The organism is Micromonospora sp. NPDC048843, assembly GCF_040649965.1.
GTDB lineage: Bacteria > Actinomycetota > Actinomycetes > Mycobacteriales > Micromonosporaceae > Micromonospora > Micromonospora hortensis.
The window spans coordinates 1-15,341 of the sequence record NZ_JBEZGJ010000176.1 but is presented as its reverse complement, the minus strand read 5'-3'; the positions used below and the strand labels follow the sequence as shown (position 1 = coordinate 15,341).

The following is a 15,341-nucleotide window of genomic DNA, read 5'->3' as shown; positions in this document are numbered from 1 at the left end:
ACCAAGGGCTACAAGTTCTCCACGTACGCCACCTGGTGGATCCGACAGGCCATCACCCGCGCCATGGCCGACCAGGCCCGCACCATCCGCATCCCCGTGCACATGGTCGAGCAGGTCAACCGGATGGTCCGGGCCCGCCGCGAACTGGCGGTGACGCTGGGCCGCGAACCGACGGTCGCCGAGGTAGCCCGCGCACTGGAGATCCCCGAGATCCAGGTCATCGAGCTGATCTCCTACGACCGGGAGCCGGTCAGCCTGGACCAGGCCGTCGGCGACGACGGTGAGAGCGCGCTCGGCGATTTCGTGGCCTCGGTGGACCCGCGCACCGAGCCGGGCGACGCCGCCGCCCAGGGCGAGCTGCGCAACGAGGTCAGCATCGTGCTCTCCACCCTGTCCCAGCGGGAACAGGCGGTCATCCGCCTCCGGTTCGGCCTGGACGACGGCCGCCAGCGCACCCTGGACGAGGTTGGTCGGGAGTTCGGCCTGTCCCGCGAGCGGATCCGGCAGATCGAGAAGGTGACGCTGCTGAAGCTGCGCGCGCCGGAGCGGGCCCAGCGCCTGGAGGCGTACGCCTGCTGACGCACCCGGTTCCCACGGAAGGCCCTGGCGGTTCGCCGGGGCCTTCCGTGCTGTCGGGGTGCTTGACGAAGACGCCCATCCACGATACAAACCAACTGGTTATTAAACCAGGAGGTTATAGGTGGCGGACACGGAGTTGTTGGATGCGACCTTCGCGGCGCTGGCCGACCCGACCCGGCGGGCCATCCTCGCCCGGCTCGCGGCCGGGGAGGCGACAGTGACAGAGCTGGCAGCACCCTTCGCGATGAGCCAGCCGGCCATCTCCAAGCATCTCAGGGTGCTGGAACGCGCTGGTCTCGTCAGCCGGGGGCGGGACGCCCAGCGCCGTCCGTGCCGATTGGAGGCCCGCCCGCTGCGGGAGGCGACGGCCTGGCTCGCCGACTACCGCGACTACTGGGCGGAGAGCTATCAGCGCCTCGACACACTGCTCGACGAACTCCAGTCCATCGACCGCACCGGCACCGGGCGTCGGCCCGCCAGACCGAACGGAACGGGCGGTTGACCACCATCGACGATCCGCTCGTCGTCCACACCCCGGGCAAACGGGAGATCGTGCTGAGTCGGCTGTTCGAGGCACCGGCACAGCTGGTGTTCGCCGCCTTCACCCGACCCGAACTGCTGGTCCGGTGGTACGGCGCGCGCGGCTGGAGGCTGACGGCGTGCGACGTCGACCTGCGGGTCGGCGGGCGGTGGCGGTTCGTGTCGCAGGGCTCGGAGGGCGCGCAGATGGTCCAGGCAGGGGTCTACCGGCAGATCGAGCCACCGCACCGTCTGGTCTACACCGAGCTGTTCGACGACCAGTCCTACCCGGGCGAGACGCTGGTCAGCCACGAGTTCACGGAATTGGCCGGGCGAACGACTGTCACCACCACGCTGCTCTACGCCACCGCGAAGGGGCGGGACACCGTGTTGCGCTATCCGATGACCCGGGGGGTCGGGCAGAGCTTCACCCGACTGGCCGACCTGCTGCACTCGACAACGACGACAAAGAAAGAGCACCCATGAACTGGACACTCGAAGTGGTGATCGTCCCGGTCTCCGATGTGGAGCGGGCGAAGAAGTTCTACGCCGACCAGCTCGGCTTCACTGTCGATCACGACACGGTGATCAGCGACGAGGCGCGCATCGTCCAGCTGACGCCGCCCGGCTCCGGCTGCTCGATCGTGATCGGCAAGGGCGTCGTCGCGGACATGCCGCCCGGCTCGCTCAAGGGCCTGCAACTGGTGGTGCCCGACCTGAAGCGGGCCCACGAAGAGCTGGTCGAACGTGGGGTGGAGGTGAGTGAGATCCAGGTGGTGGGTCAGAACCCCCGGCCGGTGCCGGATCCGCTGGACAACGTCGGCTTCGTCTTCTTCGCCGACCCGGACGGCAACACCTGGGGCGTCCAGCAGATCTCCAGCCGCGCCTGACGATTCACGCTCACAGACGGCGGGGGCCGGTGTCCGGGCGGGCGACCACGCCACCCACCCCTACCTGCACGTGCAGGATCGAGACGCCATCCGGGCGGGCGAGCACCGGGTTGAGGGTCAGCGAGCGCACCCGGGGCTGTTCGTCGGCGAGCTGACCCACCCGCAGCAGCAGGTCGGCCAGGGCCGCCCGGTCGACCGGCGCCGCCCCGCGGTGCCCGTGCAGCAGCGGCGCCGCCCGAGGCTCGTCGACCAGCTCGGCCGCGTCCCGGTCGGTCAGCGGCACCGCCCGCCAGGCCCGATCGCCGAGCAGTTCGGTGGCGACCCCGCCCAGGCCGAAGCCGACCACCGGCCCGAACGCGGGGTCTTCCACCACCTCCACGACGCAGGCCACGCCGGGCGGGACCATCGGCTGGACCAGCGCGTCCGCGCCGAAGGTCGCCGCCAGGTCGGTGTACGCCCGGCGGAGGGTCGGCTCGTCGGGCAGGTCCAGCCGGACCGCGCCGAGGTCGAGCCGGTGCCGCAGCCCGGGGGCAGCCGCCTTGAGCGCCACCGGGAAGCCCAGCCGCGCCGCAGCGTCGACAGCGGCGTCGACCGAGTCGACGGACACCGAGGGCACCACGTCGATGCCGTACGCGGCCAGCAGCGCACCCGGGTCGGTGGCGTCGGCCCGGAGCGCGGCCTGCGCGGCGGCCCGATCGAGGTCGGGCAGCTCCGGTGCCACCCCGGGCGGGCGGCGAAGCCACTCGGCGTACCGGTGCGCGCGGGCGAGCGCGCGGACCGCCTCCTCCACGCCGCCGTACGCCGGCACACCCGGCGGCAGCCGCCCGACCAGGAACGTCGCCACTGTCGGCTTACCCAGCGCGAGGGCGGCCGGCAGCGCGGCGGTCACGTCGGCGTCCACCTCGGTCAGCTGGCCGGGTAGCGGCGGGGCGAAGACCACCACCAGGGCGTCCACCCGTTCGTCTGCGGCCGTCTCGGCGAGCGCGGCGGCGAACTCGGCGGCGCCGGCACTCGGCCCGACGTCGCGCGGATAACCGTCGACCACGCTCAGGCCGTGCCCGACGCAGGCCGTCGCGGCGAGCCCGGTGAGGGCCGAGGAGTTGCCCACCACACCGACCCGGCCGCCGGCCGGCAGCGGCTGGTTGGCCAGCAGCACACCCACGTCGAGCAGCTCCGGCACGGTGTCCACCCGAATCACCCCGGACTGGGCGAAGAGCGCCGCCACCGCCACCTCGTCCGGCCCGACGGCGTCACCGACCCCGGGCGGGCGGGCCGGCGAGGCGAGCGCGACGACGGGTTTGGCGCGGCCGATCCGCCGAGCCAACCGGGCGAACTTGCGCGGGTTTCCGAAGGTCTCCAGGTAGAGCATGATCACGTCGGTGCCTGGGTCGTCCTGCCAGTACTGCAGGAGGTCGTTGCCGGAGACGTCGGCCCGGTTGCCGGCCGAGACGAAGCTCGACAGCCCGAGGCCCCGCCGGTCCGCCTCGGCGAGCAGCGCCACCCCGAACGCACCGGACTGACTGAAGATGCCGACCCGACCGGCCGGCGGTAACGCCGGGGCGAGGGTGGCGTTGAGGCGTACCGTCGGGTCGGTGTTGGCCACGCCCAGGCAGTTCGGGCCGACGACCCGCATCCCGGCCGCGTGCGCCGCGCGGACCAGCGCCCGCTGGGTGGCCGCGCCCTCGCCGCCGGCCTCGGCGAAGCCGGCCGAGATGACCACCAGGCCGTGCACCCCAGCGGCGGCGGCGTCGGCGACCACGGCGGTCGCCGCCTCCGGTGGGACCGCGACCACCGCCAGGTCCACCGGCGCTCCGGCATCTACCGCCGACGGGTACGCGGGCAGGCCCGCAACTGTCGACGCGCTCGGATGCACAGGCACCACAGCACCGGTGAACCCGCCGTCGCGCAGGTGCCCGAGCACCGCCGCGCCGACGCCCTGGCCGGTGGCGCTGGCACCGTAGACGACGATGCCGCGTGGGGCGAGCAGCCGCGCGATCGAGCGGGCCTCGGTGCGGTGCTCCCGGCCGCGCTGCACCTCCAGGCTGGCCTCGGTGGGCGCGATGGGGAAGCTCAGGTGGACCACACCGTCGGCGTACTCGCGCTGTACCTGGTAACCGAAGTCGGCGAAGACCCGCAGCATCGTCCCGTTGGCAGGCAGCACCTCCGCGACGAAGCTCATGATGTCGTTGCGGCGGGCCGCGTCGGCCAGGTGTTCCATCAGCACCGAGCCGATCCCCCGCCCCTGGTAGGCGTCCTCCACCACAAAGGCCACCTCCGCCTCGGGGGCCTGCGGGCCGAGCCGCTCGTACCGGCCGACAGCGACGATCTGGTCGGCGGCCAGCACCACGAACGCCTCCCGGTCGTGGTGGTCCACAGTGACGAACCGGATCAGATCCCGTTCCGGGATGCGCGGGTACGGAGAGAAGTACCGCAGGTAACGGGTGCGCTCGGAGAACCGGCTGTGCATCGCCACGATGCCCGGCGCGTCGGCCGGGTCGATCGGTCGCAACTGGACAGTGCTGCCATCGCTGAGCAGCACGTCGACCGGTTGGTCCACTGTCGTCACCGGAACGCCCTCCCCCGGCCCGGCTCAGTCCCGTGGATCGTGCGGGTCGAGCCCGAGCAGCGGGAAGACCGTCTTGCGGGTGGCCGCGATCGCCCGGTCCACAGCGTTCGGCTCGCCGGTCGGCTGCCACGGCTCGTACGACGGGTCGGCGTCGTCGGTCATCCGCAGCGGTATCTCCCGGCCCAGACGGCGGGAGGCGACCAGGTCCCGCCACGCGGGTGGGGTGAGCGTGGCCGGGTCGATCGGGTCACCAGTGGCCACTGCCAGCAGGTGACTCCAGGCCCGGGGCACCACCTCGACGAGCGCGTACCCGCCGCCGCCGGTGGCCACCCACCGGCCGTCGCACAACTCGTCGGCGAGCGCCCGCAACGCCAGGTAGGTGGCCCGCTGGCCGTCCACAGTCAGGTTCAGGTCGGCGAGCGGATCCAGCCGGTGCCCGTCGGCGCCGCACTGGCTGACCAGCACCTGCGGCCGGAACGCACGCAGCACCGACGGCACGATCGCGTGGAACGCGCGCTGCCAACCGCTGTCGTCGACACCCGGCGGCAACGGCATGTTGACAGCGGTGCCCTGCGCACCCGGCCCACCCGTCTCGTCCGGAAAACCCGTGCCGGGGAAGAGCGCCAGCGGGGTCTCGTGCAGGCTGACCGTCAGCACCCGCGGGTCGTTCCAGAAGATGTCCTGCACCCCGTCGCCGTGGTGCACGTCGACGTCCACATATGCGACCCGCTCGGCGCCCAGGTCGAGCAGGCGGGCGATGGCCACCGCGGGGTCGTTGTAGACGCAGAAGCCGGAGGCTCGGGCGGACATCGCGTGGTGCAGCCCACCGGCCACGTTCACCGCCCGGCGGGCGTCGCCGCGCCAGACCGCCTCGGCGGCGGCCACCGTCGCGCCGGCGATGAGCGCGCTGGACTCGTGCATACCCTCGAAGACCGGGTTGTCGGAGGTGCCCAGCCCGTACCCGGCGAAGAGCGGGTCGCGCGGCGCGTTACGCACCGCGGCGAGGTAGGCCGGCTCGTGCACCCGGGTGAGCAGGGCATCGTCGGCGGGCTCCGGCTTGACCATCCGCACCCCGGGCCGATTCAGGATGCCCAGCTCGCGGGCGAGCGCGATGGTCAGCTCCACCCGGACCGGGTCGAGTGGATGGTCACCCATGTCGTAGGCGAGCAGCGACTCGTCCCACACCACCACAGTGTCGTCGGACATGAGCCCATCGTCGCACGAGGACCGGCGCCGGCCCACCGCACGCGCTGGTCAGCGGCCGGGTGTCGACCCGGAGGCGACCGGCCGGGCCGGGTCGGCCACCCAGTTGCTCCACGATCCGACGTAGAGCGCGGCGGCCGTGCGGCCGGCCAGGTGCAGCGCGAGCACCGCCTGGGCGGCGGTCACCCCCGAGCCGCAGTACGCCCCGACGGCTCGTGCCTCGGTTACCCCGGCGGCGGCGAACCGCTCACTCAACACGTCGGCGGCCAGGAAACGGCCGTCCGGCCCGACGTACTCCCCGGCGGGCAGGTTCGCCGCTCCCGGCACGTGCCCGGCGACCGGGTCGATCGGCTCGACCTCGCCCCGGTAGCGGGGCGCCGCCCGTACGTCGAGCAGCACGGCGTCGTCCGCGGCGGCCAGCGCGGCGGCCTGCCCGGCGTCGAGCACCGGGAGATCACCGGGGCGCACCACGACGTCACCGGGGGGTGGGGCGGGCGCGTCGGTGGAGACGGGCCGGCCGGCGGCGACCCAGGCCGGGTAGCCGCCGTGCAGCAGGCGTACCGGCCGGTGACCCGCCCAACGCAGCGTCCACCAGGCCCGCGAGGCGGCCAGGCCGTCGCCGCCGTCGTACACCACGACCGGGTGACCGGCGCGGACGCCGGCGGCCCGCAGCGCGGCCTGCAACGCGGCCGGGTCGGGCAACGGGTGCCGGCCGCCGGCGCCCGGCGCCCCACAGAGCGCGGTGTCCAGGTCGACGAAGACCGCCCCGGGCAGGTGGCCGGCGAGATAGTCGTCGCGCCCGGGCGGGCCGATGAGCCGCCAGCGGACGTCGAGCAGGGTGGGCGGATCGACCTGGTCGAGCTCGTTGACGAGCCGATCGACCTCGACCAACGGCTCCTGGGTACCGGACATGGCGACCATCCAACACCATTCGTGTAGACGGCACGCGGTTCGGCGGCGGTCGCCAGTCGTTCACCGAGGTAACATCGTGCACCGGAGGGCCGCTGACCTTATGAAGTCTCACGACCTGGTCGACACGACCGAAATGTACCTGCGCACCATCCTCGAGTTGGAAGAAGAGGGGGTGCCACCGCTGCGTGCCCGGATCGCCGAGAGGCTGCAGCAGAGTGGCCCCACGGTGAGCCAGACCGTCGCCCGGATGGAGCGCGACGGCCTGCTCACAGTCGAGGGCGACCGGCACCTGACGCTCACCGCACTGGGTCGCGGCAGCGCCGTGTCCGTGATGCGCAAGCACCGCCTCGCCGAACTGCTTCTGGTCAACGTCATCGGGATGCCCTACGAGGAGGCCCACGAGGAGGCCTGCCGTTGGGAGCACGTGATGAGCGACGCGGTGGAGAAGCGGGTCTACGACCTGCTCAACCGGCCGACCCGTTCCCCGTACGGCAACCCGATCCCCGGGCTTCAGGAGCTGGGCTCGCCGGCGGCGGAGGCCACAGATGCCGCCGAGGGCGAGCGCAACCTGGCCTTCCCCGGCCTCTCCGGGTCGGTAGTGGTGCGCCGGATCTGCGAGAGCGTGCAGAAGGACGCCGACGTGCTGCGCCAACTCCACGCCGCCGGTGTCGACCCGGGCGCCACTGTGACAGTGGCCCAGGAGCGCGACGGGGTGTCGATCGACCGCTCCGGTGACCGGGTGCGACTGCCCCGCGAGGTCGCCTCCCGGGTCTTCGTCGCCGCCAACTGAGCAAACGGGCTGAGCAATCGGGCACCCGGGCGTCACAACGCCCGGGTGTCCACCTTTTTCGCCAACGCGGTCAGGTCACCGGTCAGTTTCTCCACCGCCGAGCGCTCACTGCCGCGGGCCGTGGTCCAGCTCACCGTGGCCAGCCGTCCATCGCCGGCGAGCCAGCCCACCTCGGCGACCGGCCCATGCCCGCTCGCCGCGGCGGTGGTCCGCTTGTACGCCTGCTGACCCAGGCCGGTGACCTTCGCCGCCTTGTCCGGCACCACGTCCGCGCCGAAGCTGACCTTGTCGACAGTGGTCTCGGTCACGCTGAGCGTCAACTCCGGCAGGGTGGCACCCGCGGCCCGGACCACACAGGTGTGGGTGTCGCCCTGTTCGCTGGCCGCCGCCACGTCGAAGCGGACCTTCACCACCTGCTCGATCACCGTGAAGTCCAGCAGACGGCAGGCGCCGCCCGAGGAGGCCGCCGCCACGTCCACAGCGATCGGCACCGGCGGCGGCACCGCCACCGGTTCCGCCTCGTCGGCACAGCCACTCACCAGCAGCCCGGCCAGCCCGGCGACCACGATCCGACCGCGCACACTCAACCCTCTCGCCGACCGACGGCGGAAGGCGCCCGCCAGATGTCCGTCGGACACCGTACGGGGTGTCGGTGTCGGGCGGAAGTCCTCGTTTACACCGATTCCGAGGGTGGATCATTCACGTACGGACAGTGACGGCAGCCGCGCCCGCAGCACGTGCCACGGCGGGCCAGGAAACCGGCACTGAGCACGAACAGCCCGCTCGCCGGGTCGAGGTAACCGGCCTCACCGGCGGCCAACGCGGCGGCGTGCGCGGCAAGGATCCGGGCCCGGTCAGGGTGTTCGGGCGGCAGCCGGGACGGGTGCGGCTCGGTGAGCGGCCGGTCGGCCAGGGGTCGTCGCTCTCCGGTCACCGCAGCAGTCTAGGGACGGTTCGTTGTCGGCCTCCCGCTGCCTGGGTGCGCGACATGCCCCCGGCGTCGTCGCGGCGAGCGGTCGTTTCGTCGTACGGTCCGACGACGATCAGGTTCGACACCCGTCAACGCATACGGAGGGGAACGATGCGGAAGATCGTTGTGCAGATGAGCGTGTCGTTGGACGGGTTCTTCGAGGGCCCGGGCGGCGACATCGGCTGGCACCAGGTCGACGAGGAGTTGCACCAGCACTTCAACGACGTGATCGCCCCGATGGGCGGGTTCCTCAGCGGCCGGGTCAGCCACGAGTTGATGGCCGCCTACTGGCCGACCGCCGACCAGGACCCGACCGCCAGCGGCCCGGAGCGCGAGTTCGCCCGCATCTGGCGGGACATGCCGAAGATCGTCTACTCGCGCACGCTCGACCATGCCGACTGGAACGCCACCGTGGTGCGCGAGGTCGACGTCGAGCAGGTCCGCAGGCTCACCGCCGAGCCGGGCGGCGACCTGGCGCTCGGTGGGGCCGACCTGGCCGCGACGTTCGCCCGGCACGACCTGATCGACGAGTACCGGATCTACGTCCACCCGGTGCTTGTCGGTCGGGGCCGCCGACTCTTCCCCGAGGCGGACGGCCCGACCGGCCTTCGACTCGTGGAGAGCCGTGTCTTCGGCAACGGGGTGGTTCTGCTCCGCCACCAGCGGGTCCGCTGACCGACGAGCGCAGCGGCTTGAGTCTCCACCGGGGGGAGACGCGAGGGTGGAGGCATGAGCGGGCAGACGTTTCACACGATCGGCGACCTGGCCCGACGGACCGGCCTGAGCGTCAAGACCATCCGCTACTACGCCGACAGCGGGGTCGTGCCGCCGACGGACCGGAGCCCGGCCGGCTACCGGCGGTACGGCCCGGTGGCCGTGGCCCGGTTGGAGCTGGTCCGGACGCTGCGTGACCTGGGCCTGGACCTGGCCACCATCCGGCGGGTGGTGGACCAGGAGGTACCCCTGCACGAGGTGGCCGCCGCGCACGCCGAGGCGTTGGCCGTGCAGATCCGGGTGTTGCGGCTGCGTCAGGCGGTGCTCACCGTCGCGGCGAGGCGCGGGTCGGGCCCGGCCGAGGTGGACGAGCTGCACCGACTGGCCCAGCTCACCGCCCGCGAACGAGGGCAGTTGGTGGCGGACTTCCTGGACGGCGTCTTCGCCGGCCTCGGTGACCAGCCCGCGTACCCGGGTGTGATCGTCTCGATGACACCGGAGCTTCCCGACGACCCCAGCATCGAGCAGATCGAGGCGTGGCTGGAGCTGGCCGAGCTGTGCCGGGATCCGGATTTCCGGGCCCGGATGCGGCGGCTGGTCCGGCAGCACGCCGCCGACCATCCCGTTCCGGGGCTGCCCCGCCCGGACGCCGTCGCGGTGGTCCGGGACGCGGTGGTTCCCGCCCTCGCGGCCGGTCTCGACCCGACCAGCCCGGACGCCGATCCGGTGGTCGCGGCCGTCACCGGCCGGTACGCGAACCTGCACGGTCACCCGGACGACGCCGACCTGCGTGAGCGGTTGCTCGACCGGTTGGTGCCGGCCAACGACCCTCGCCGGGACCGCTACCTCGACCTGTTGGCGGTGCTCAACGGCTGGTCCACGGGCGACGCGACGGCGCCTGCCGTGGACTGGTTCATCCGGGCCCTGCACCACCGGATGCCCGAGCCGGCTCGTTGAGCGGACCGGGTCTGGGCGGCTGGCGGCCGGGTCGGTTTGGCGGCGTCAGCCGAACCAGGTCAGCGACTGGCCGTGGCCTCTGGCCCAGGCCAGCGGCTTTCCGTCGAGCGCGAGGACGTTGTGCAGCGCGTCGCTCGGCGGGTCGGGCAGCCCGTCGTACCGGAGCACCTCCGGCCCCTCGTTCGCGACCCAGTGCCCCGGCAGCTCGCGGACCAACCGGACGAACGCGTCCCGGCGCGGAGGCGGCACCTGATAGAGCACTGACGTGTGGAAGACCACAAGCGTCGCGTCGGTCGGCGCCCGCGCGGCCAGCGCCGGCAGGTCGTCCACCAGGTCGCCGCGGACCAGCAGCGGCGGGTCGGCGACGGCGACGGCCGCCGCGGCGCGCAGCCGGGCCCGCCGGTGGGCGTGTTCCGGCCAGATCAGCGCGTCCAACCAGGACACGTCGCCGCGGTCGGTCACGTCGAGCGGGTTGAGGTCCAGGCCGGCCCGCCACACCACCTGGGGTACGCCTGTCGGCGGCACCAAGCCGTTGGCCGCGCACTCCAGGATCGGCGCACCGGAGCCGATCCGATGATCGCCGTATCGGTAGGCGTACCGGTCGGGGTAGAGGCAGAGCCCCGCCGACGCGCCGACCTCCAGCAGGGCGAGGGGCTGCGGCAACGCGGCGAGCACCGGCAACAGGACAGCGCACCGGCCCGCCTCGTTCGTCTGGGTGGCCCGGATGAGCAGCTCCGCCTCGACGGCCGGCCAGTGCGTCACCACGAAGTCGTGGAAGGTGACCGGGTCGTCGACCGGGCCACCGAGCCAGCGGACGACGCCGAACAGCAGATTCGGCTGCCGCTTGGTCGGCGGGAGCCCGTCGAGCAGGGCGAGGAGGTCGTCGTCGCGGGCGACGGCCTGCGACAGGCGCTCGTACGTGGGCGACACTCCACGCGCCTCGCGGCTGCCGAACTCGGCGTACGTCTCAGCGATCGTCATGCCCTCATCGTCGCAGCCCATTCCTCGGACATTCAGCCCCCATTCCCGTGCGCTGACTCACTCGCCTCGTACAGTGCTGCGGCGGCTGGACCGTTGAGCAGCAGCTCAGCGGGGTCGCGCAGGGGCAACGGGGAGGAACGTGTCGTGCGGGGTGACGGTGTCCGGGTACTGATCGTCGGCGGAGGTGTCGCCGGGCTGGCGACTGTGGCCGCGCTACGCGAGTGGGGCGCCACTGTCGACGTGGTCGAGCGGGCATCCGGGCCGACCGACTCCGGCACCGGCATCTACCTCACCGGGAACGCGACGCGGATGCTCGACGTACTCGGTCTGCGGGAGCCGGTAGCCGACGTCTCCGTGGAGATCACCCGGCAACGCAGCGCCAACCAGCGTGGGCGTCGCCTCTTCGACATCGACGTGGCCGCGCTGTGGGAGGGCGTCGGGCCGTGCGTGTCGTTGCCCCGGGCGCAGCTGCACCGGGCGCTGCTCGACGGCGTCGGCGACGCCCCGATCCGCTGGGGATGCCAACCGGTCGCGCTCCTTACGGAGGGCGACCGGGTCGCCGTCGAGTTCGGCGACGGTGCCACCGAACGGTACGACCTGGTGCTCGGCGCGGACGGGGTGAACTCGACGGTCCGCCGGCTCGCCTTCGACGGCCAGGCCGCCCGGGACCTCGGCCAGTACGCGTACCGGTGGGTCGCTCCCCGCATCGACGACGAGCCGGTCTGGTCGGTGCAGTTGGGGCGCGGAAGGCAATTCCTGACGATCCCGATCAGCGCCGACCAGACGTACTGCTACTACAACGACGGCCCGGTTGCCGACCGTCCCGGCTGGCGCGACGAGCTGGGGGCGACGTTCACCGAGCCGGTGGCCACCATGCTCAAGGCCCTCGACTACGACGACAGCACCCTGCACGCGGGGCCGAACCAGGAGGTCGTGCTCGACTCCTGGTCCCGGGGGCCGGTGCTGCTGGTCGGCGACGCCGCCCACGCCACCTCTCCGAACATGGCCCAGGGCGCGGCGATGGCCCTGGAGGACGCGGTCGTGCTCGCGTCGTCGTTGGCCGCCGCCGATTCCGTCGCCGACGCACTGCGGAGTTTCGAGGCGCGGCGCCGCCCACGTACGAACTGGGTGCTCAGTCAGACCCACCGTCGCGACAAGGCCACCGGGCTCCCGCCCGCATTGCGCGACCTGGTGATGCGCCACCTCGGCGAGCAGATGTTCCGCTCGAACTACGGGCCCCTGTTCGCCCAGCCCTGACCGGTCCGACGTGGCCGGCCCGCTCACGGCAGCTGGCCCGGCCGGTCGACGATTGCGACCCGCAGGAGCGCGGCAGCCGACTCCAGTGACTCCTTGCCGTTACGGATCACCGAACTACGGGTGCCAAGGTAGACGTGAGAGTCCCGATCGAAGATGAGGTCCACGTTGCCTCCGAAGACACCGGGCATCCGGATCGCCACCCCGTGCCGGCCGGCGACGTCCACCACGTCGCCCGAAATGACGACCGCTCCGGGCTGCCGTGCCAGCACTTCGAACAGCGCCGCCAGCGCTCGGGGCGGCACGTAGCCGTCGAGCATCGACCACGCGGTGGTGTACGCCATGCTCTCGTCCCCGTACACGGCCTCCTCGTCGGCGCCTTCCGGAAGGTGCAGGTCGACCGGGTGTTCCCGAAGGTATCGAAGCAGCTCGTCCGGATCGGTGGGCAGGCCGCCGTGGTACGCGGGCGGCTGGAACGCGTCCAACTCCTTCGTCGGATCGGCGGCATCGCCCATCCGGAGCACCCTCAGCTCGCCCCACCCGTTCGGGTCGCTCTCCGGTCGGTAGCGTCCCTGCGTGTACGCGACTCCACCGGCCGACTTCCACAGTTGGTTCCGGATGGTCTGGTACGGGCCGCTGTCCGGCAACTCCCGGACCGTCGCCAGGGTTTCCGTGAAGACGTACTGATCGGGCCGGGCGGTGAGTTCCGGCTGCTGCCGGGCCGCGTCGGCCGCCAGATGGAAGATCTCCGAGGCGCTGGCCGTCGGCGGCGGCTGGTCGCCGAGCCTCATCGTCTGGACTCCCAGCGCACCAGCGGTCAGTGCGACTGCCAGCCCGAACGCCCCGGCGAGGCGCCAACCGCGCAGGAACCGGGTACGACGTCCGGCAGGACGGGCCGCCGACGCCATCTCGGCCCGTTGAGTGACGTGTGCGGTCAGATCTTCGAGGAGCTGCTCCTCGAAACCCTGCGGCGACCGTTCGATCTCGTTCATCGTCATCTCCGTCTCCTCAGGCGAGGGTGGTGACCGGGCGGGCGAGCACGGCGCGGACGACGCGACGGGCACGATGCAGGCGGACCCGAGCGGCGACCGGTGACATCCCGAGCACTGTCGCCGCCTCCGCGACGGTGAGGCCGTCCACGGCGACGAGTTCGACGAGCGTCCGGGTGCCCTCGGGTAGCTCGCTCAGCGCCCGATGGGTCCGGCGGGCCGCCGACTCGGCGTCGATCCGCTCCTCGATGCGGGCGATGTCATCGGGGCCGAGGTCCCGTCGTCCGGCCAGTCGGCCGGTCACCCGCAGCCGTTGGGCCGCCCGACGCCGCTCGTCACCGATGACGTTGCGGGCCACCCCGTACAGCCAGCCGATCTGGCTACCCCGGTCCGGGCGGTACCCGGCCGCCGACTCGATCACCGCCAGGAACACGTCGGCGGTGAGGTCGGCGGCGAGGTGTGGGTCGTCGACCCGCCGCGCCACGAACCGGCCCACGGCCTCCAGGTGCCGCCGGTAGAAGACCTCGAAGGCCACCGGATCGGTTCCGATGCCGGAAATGTCATCATCGGCTCGGCTCGGCTCATTCACAGGCCGTCCTCCCTCGTAGCCCTCACACCCCTTCTTCGTAAGGCGGAGCACGAGTGTTACCGAACCGACGAATGGCAGCATGCCCCGGTGCGGGTCTGCCCGGCGCTGACGGCGGTGCTGCTGGTCCAGTTGGGCAACCGCCCTGGTGATGCGGCATCATCGAACCACCGGCGACTGGCGGCACGGGGATGGTGGAACCATCGGGGAGCCTCTCGCGGGCGTCGACCGCCTGGGCGCCTGCGTCGAGGAACCATCATGACCACGACCAGCGAATCCACACAACAGCACACCCCGTTGGGCACGGCCCGCCTGCTGCCGGGTGCACCCGTCGCCGAAGCCGTCCTGGCCGAGACCGCGACCGCTGCCGCCGGCCTGCGCAGCCGCGGGATCACACCGAGCCTCGCCACCATCCTCGTCGGTGATGACGACGCCAGCGCCGGTTACATCGCGATCAAGCAGCGTCAGGCCGCCGCGCTCGGGTTCGCCTCCCCACACGTGCATCTGCCGGCCACCGCAACCCAGGCCGAGCTACACCAGGCCATTGCCCGATTCAACAGTGATCCCGCCGTACACGGGCTGCTCGTGCAGTACCCGGTTCCGGGGCACCTGGACTACGACGCGGCGTTGCAGACCATCGACCCGGACAAGGACGTCGACGGCATGCACCCACTGAACATGGGGCGTCTCGCCGTCGGCCTGCCCGGCCCGCTGCCGTGCACCCCCGCCGGCATCGAAGCCCTCCTGGCGTACTACGAGATCCCCGTCGCCGGCCGTGAGGTCGTCATCCTCGGCCGCGGCGCCACCCTTGGCCGCCCCCTGGCGATGCTGCTCGCCCAGAAGCGCCCGACCGCCAACGCGGCCGTCACCGTCGTCCACACAGGTGTGCCCGACTGGGCCCGCTACACCCGCCGCGCCGACATCCTCGTGGCCGCCGCCGGCGTACCCGGGATCGTGCGGCCTGAGCACGTCAAGCCCGGCGGGGTCGTCATCGGCGCCGGCGTCCGCTACGACGGGCGGCGTCTCCTGCCGGACGTGGACGAAGCGTGCGCCGAGGTCGCCGGCGCGATCACGCCCCGGGTGGGCGGGGTCGGTCCGACCACCGTCGCGATGCTGTTCCGCAACGCCGTGCGCGCAGCCGAGCGAGCAAGCCAGTAGCCCGGTCACCAGGGTCACTTGATCCTGAGGACGAGGTAGACGAGTGGGCCCAGCTGGCAGCCCACCGCGCATCATGCTGACGAGCGTGATGCCTGTGAGTCATCAAGATGACCCACAGGCATCACGGCCAACGACAACATGCCCTCCCGCGCGAGCCTCCAGGGGACCCGGAAACGGCGCTGCGCCTTCAGCACCGACCCCCGCATCACCGACCTGCTCAGCCACACCACCGTCCTGATCGTCCCCACCATCAACGGCGACGGCCGCGCCAAC

17 protein-coding genes are annotated in these 15,341 nt (G+C 72.2%); 9 read left to right on the top strand and 8 right to left on the bottom strand.

What is annotated here, in order from left to right; genetic code table 11:
- The 4 genes from AB0C20_RS29875 to AB0C20_RS29860 all read left to right on the top strand — a co-directional run.
- Window positions 1-579 (top strand): sigma-70 family RNA polymerase sigma factor (locus AB0C20_RS29875; RefSeq protein ID WP_357569203.1); only part of this gene is annotated, 579 nt, incomplete at its 5' end.
- Window positions 580-700: 121 nt separating this feature from the next.
- A complete protein-coding gene (locus tag AB0C20_RS29870) occupies window positions 701-1,081 on the top strand; it encodes a metalloregulator ArsR/SmtB family transcription factor (RefSeq protein ID WP_357569202.1) in 381 nt (126 codons plus the stop codon).
- A 5-nt stretch (window positions 1,082-1,086) separates the two neighbouring features.
- Window positions 1,087-1,584 carry an SRPBCC domain-containing protein gene (locus AB0C20_RS29865; RefSeq protein ID WP_357569204.1) on the top strand — a complete coding sequence of 166 codons (498 nt, stop codon included), beginning with the start codon at window positions 1,087-1,089 and terminating at the stop codon, window positions 1,582-1,584.
- Window positions 1,581-1,988 (top strand): VOC family protein, encoded by a 408-nt coding sequence (locus AB0C20_RS29860; protein WP_357182789.1) that lies wholly within the window; start codon window positions 1,581-1,583, stop codon window positions 1,986-1,988. The genes AB0C20_RS29865 and AB0C20_RS29860 overlap by 4 nt, the downstream gene beginning before the upstream one ends.
- A 10-nt stretch (window positions 1,989-1,998) precedes the next feature.
- Here the strand turns inward: AB0C20_RS29860 and AB0C20_RS29855 are convergent, their stop codons facing one another.
- The 3 genes from AB0C20_RS29855 to AB0C20_RS29845 are packed head-to-tail and all read right to left on the bottom strand — an operon-like array spanning window position 1,999 to window position 6,669.
- Window positions 1,999-4,554: a GNAT family N-acetyltransferase gene (locus AB0C20_RS29855; RefSeq protein WP_357569201.1), complete on the bottom strand. Its 2,556-nt coding sequence runs from the start codon at window positions 4,552-4,554 to the stop codon at window positions 1,999-2,001.
- Between the two features lie 24 nt (window positions 4,555-4,578).
- On the bottom strand, window positions 4,579-5,760 hold the full coding sequence (locus AB0C20_RS29850) for an acetoin utilization protein AcuC (protein ID WP_357182795.1): 1,182 nt from the start codon (window positions 5,758-5,760) through the stop codon (window positions 4,579-4,581).
- Window positions 5,761-5,808: 48 nt separating this feature from the next.
- The gene (locus AB0C20_RS29845) at window positions 5,809-6,669 is read right to left on the bottom strand and encodes a sulfurtransferase (protein ID WP_357182798.1); all 861 of its coding nucleotides are present in this window, start codon (window positions 6,667-6,669) and stop codon (window positions 5,809-5,811) included.
- A gap of 100 nt (window positions 6,670-6,769) precedes the next feature.
- On the opposite strand from AB0C20_RS29845, the gene AB0C20_RS29840 reads away from it, so the two are divergent.
- Entirely contained in the window at window positions 6,770-7,459 is a 690-nt protein-coding gene (locus AB0C20_RS29840; RefSeq protein WP_357182801.1) for a metal-dependent transcriptional regulator, read from the top strand.
- 32 nt (window positions 7,460-7,491) lie between these two features.
- Here AB0C20_RS29840 and AB0C20_RS29835 read toward each other — a convergent pair whose 3' ends face one another.
- Both AB0C20_RS29835 and AB0C20_RS29830 read right to left on the bottom strand, forming a co-directional pair.
- Entirely contained in the window at window positions 7,492-8,040 is a 549-nt protein-coding gene (locus AB0C20_RS29835) for a hypothetical protein (RefSeq protein ID WP_357569200.1), read from the bottom strand.
- Between the two features lie 92 nt (window positions 8,041-8,132).
- The gene (locus AB0C20_RS29830) at window positions 8,133-8,393 is read right to left on the bottom strand and encodes a DUF5522 domain-containing protein (RefSeq protein WP_357182806.1); all 261 of its coding nucleotides are present in this window, start codon (window positions 8,391-8,393) and stop codon (window positions 8,133-8,135) included.
- Between the two features lie 147 nt (window positions 8,394-8,540).
- Here AB0C20_RS29830 and AB0C20_RS29825 point away from each other — a divergent pair, with 147 nt between their 5' ends.
- Window positions 8,541-9,104 (top strand): dihydrofolate reductase family protein, encoded by a 564-nt coding sequence (locus AB0C20_RS29825; protein ID WP_357569199.1) that lies wholly within the window; start codon window positions 8,541-8,543, stop codon window positions 9,102-9,104.
- A gap of 54 nt (window positions 9,105-9,158) precedes the next feature.
- Window positions 9,159-10,100: a MerR family transcriptional regulator gene (locus tag AB0C20_RS29820; RefSeq protein WP_357182812.1), complete on the top strand. Its 942-nt coding sequence runs from the start codon at window positions 9,159-9,161 to the stop codon at window positions 10,098-10,100.
- Window positions 10,101-10,145: 45 nt separating this feature from the next.
- On the opposite strand, the gene AB0C20_RS29815 is transcribed toward AB0C20_RS29820, so the two are convergent.
- Window positions 10,146-11,081, bottom strand: coding sequence for a DUF2332 domain-containing protein (locus tag AB0C20_RS29815; protein ID WP_357569198.1), 936 nt, complete (start codon window positions 11,079-11,081; stop codon window positions 10,146-10,148).
- A 144-nt stretch (window positions 11,082-11,225) separates the two neighbouring features.
- Here AB0C20_RS29815 and AB0C20_RS29810 point away from each other — a divergent pair, with 144 nt between their 5' ends.
- Complete coding sequence (locus tag AB0C20_RS29810) at window positions 11,226-12,338, top strand: FAD-dependent monooxygenase (protein ID WP_357569197.1); 1,113 nt, start codon at window positions 11,226-11,228, stop codon at window positions 12,336-12,338.
- A gap of 23 nt (window positions 12,339-12,361) precedes the next feature.
- Here AB0C20_RS29810 and AB0C20_RS29805 read toward each other — a convergent pair whose 3' ends face one another.
- Together AB0C20_RS29805 and AB0C20_RS29800 are read right to left on the bottom strand one after the other, a co-directional pair.
- Window positions 12,362-13,333 carry a CU044_5270 family protein gene (locus tag AB0C20_RS29805; protein WP_357182821.1) on the bottom strand — a complete coding sequence of 324 codons (972 nt, stop codon included), beginning with the start codon at window positions 13,331-13,333 and terminating at the stop codon, window positions 12,362-12,364.
- Between the two features lie 10 nt (window positions 13,334-13,343).
- Window positions 13,344-13,913 (bottom strand): sigma-70 family RNA polymerase sigma factor, encoded by a 570-nt coding sequence (locus AB0C20_RS29800; RefSeq protein ID WP_357182823.1) that lies wholly within the window; start codon window positions 13,911-13,913, stop codon window positions 13,344-13,346.
- A gap of 255 nt (window positions 13,914-14,168) precedes the next feature.
- On the opposite strand from AB0C20_RS29800, the gene AB0C20_RS29795 reads away from it, so the two are divergent.
- Window positions 14,169-15,068: a bifunctional 5,10-methylenetetrahydrofolate dehydrogenase/5,10-methenyltetrahydrofolate cyclohydrolase gene (locus AB0C20_RS29795; protein ID WP_357182826.1), complete on the top strand. Its 900-nt coding sequence runs from the start codon at window positions 14,169-14,171 to the stop codon at window positions 15,066-15,068.
- The last annotated feature ends 273 nt before the right edge of the window (window positions 15,069-15,341 follow it).